Annotated in this window: 1 protein-coding gene; it reads right to left on the reverse strand. The window is 65.6% G+C overall.

Features of this window, described 5'->3' with window-relative positions:
• Positions 1-1,926, reverse strand: a 1,926-nt coding sequence (locus AC1DWT_RS51170) for a non-ribosomal peptide synthetase (RefSeq protein ID WP_477926257.1), incomplete at both ends; no start/stop codon positions are given.

The following is a 1,926-nucleotide window of genomic DNA, read 5'->3' on the forward strand; positions in this document are numbered from 1 at the left end:
GTCCACCGCACCAGATCCCCCGACCGATACATCCGCGCACCGGACACACCGAACGGACACGCCACGAACCGCTCCGCCGTCAAACCCGGCCGACCCAAATACCCACGCGCCAACTGCACCCCGGCGATATACAACTCCCCCACCACACCCACCGGAACCGGCCCAAGCCCCGCACCCAACACGAACACCCGCATACCGCCCACTGGGTCGCCGATCGGCACACTTACGCGATCACGACCACCCTGGGATTCAGGTAGCGAGTACATTGCGGCGAAGACCGTCGTCTCCGTCGGACCGTACCCGTTGAGCGTCCTCACCTGTGGGTGGAGCGGATCCTCGCCCAGATTCCAGCCCTGCAGCCTGGCGAGATCCAGCACCTCTCCGCCGAGCACGACCGTCCTCAGCACCGAACCGGCCCCCACCGCTGGGTCCACGTGCTCGACCTCCTCGAAACCGTAGAACGCCGACGGCGTCTGGCCGAGAACAGTGACCTTGTCCCTGATCAGCAACTCCCACAAACGGTTCGGCGATGCCGCCACGTCCCACGGCGCCACCACCACGCGGCCCCCGTGTACCAACGCACCCCACAACTCCCACACCGAGAAGTCGAACGCCTCCGAGTGGCACCACACCGACACATCCGTATCGTCCAACCCCACGCGGTCGGCGGTGGCGGCCAACAACGACACCACACTTCGGTGGCTCACGGTGACACCCTTCGGAATACCTGTCGACCCCGAGGTGTACATCACATACGCCACGTGACCGGGGCTCATCGGGCCGATCCGATCGCTGTCGACGGGATCGCGATCGGCGTGACCCCCGACTTCGGCTGCAGTGCCGAGGTCCAGATCTGCATCGAGTAGCACCTGCCCTATGTCATGGTCGGGCAGCGTGGCCACGGTGGCAGTGTCGGACAGGATCAGCCGCGGGGCTGCGTCGGCGAGAATTGTCCCGGCGCGAGCACCGGCATAGTTCGGGTCTATGGGAAGGTAGCCGCCGCCGGCCTTGAGCACCGCCAACAATGCGACGACCAGCTCGGCCGAGCGCTCCAGCGCCACGGCCACCAAGGTTTCCGGGCCGACCCCGGCACTGATCAGGAAGTGCGCCAGCCGGTTCGCCCGTGTGTTGATTTCTCGATAAGTCCAGCTCCGGTCGGAGAAGGTCACCGCGGCGGCGCCGGGTGTCGCCGCCACTTGTCGCTCGAACAGTTCCACGACAGTGGTCTCCGCGAAGGGCGCTGCGGTGTCGTTCCAGGTCCGCAGTACCAACTCGCGTTCGTCCGGCTCGAGGATGTCGTACCCCTCGATCCGCGCCTGCGGATCCGCGACGATCCTGTCGAGCAACCGCACATACCGGGCCGCGACGGCCTCCACCGTCGCCCGGTCGAACAGATCACTCGCATACTCGACAACCCCCGCCAGACCCTGCCGTTCGGTGGGGGCGAGACTGAACGACAGATCGAAACGCGACGTCCCCGTCGACGCCGGCAACGTCTCCCACCCCAACCCGGGAAACGCCACATCGGGAAACACGTTGTCCTGCATCGCAAACGACACCTGGAACAACGGATGATACGCCGTCGAGCGAACCGGATTCAGCAACTCCACCAACCGCTCGAACGGCGCATCCTGATTCTCGTACGCACCTAGAGCCTTTACCCGCACCCGGTCGAGGACCTGATCGAACCGCGGATTCCCCGACACATCCACCCGCAACACCCACGTGTTGACGAAGAACCCCACCAACTCGGACAACGCCTCGTCGGTACGGCCCGCGATCGGCCCACCGATCGCAACATCGCACCCGGCACCGAGCCTGCGAAGCAACACCACCAACACCGCCTGCAACACCATCGACGATGTCGCCCCCGACCCGCGGGCCAACTCGGCTACCCGCGAACCCAATTCCGAGTCGACCGTGAAC

The sequence above is a fragment of the Rhodococcus sp. P4_B6 genome (assembly GCF_056402215.1).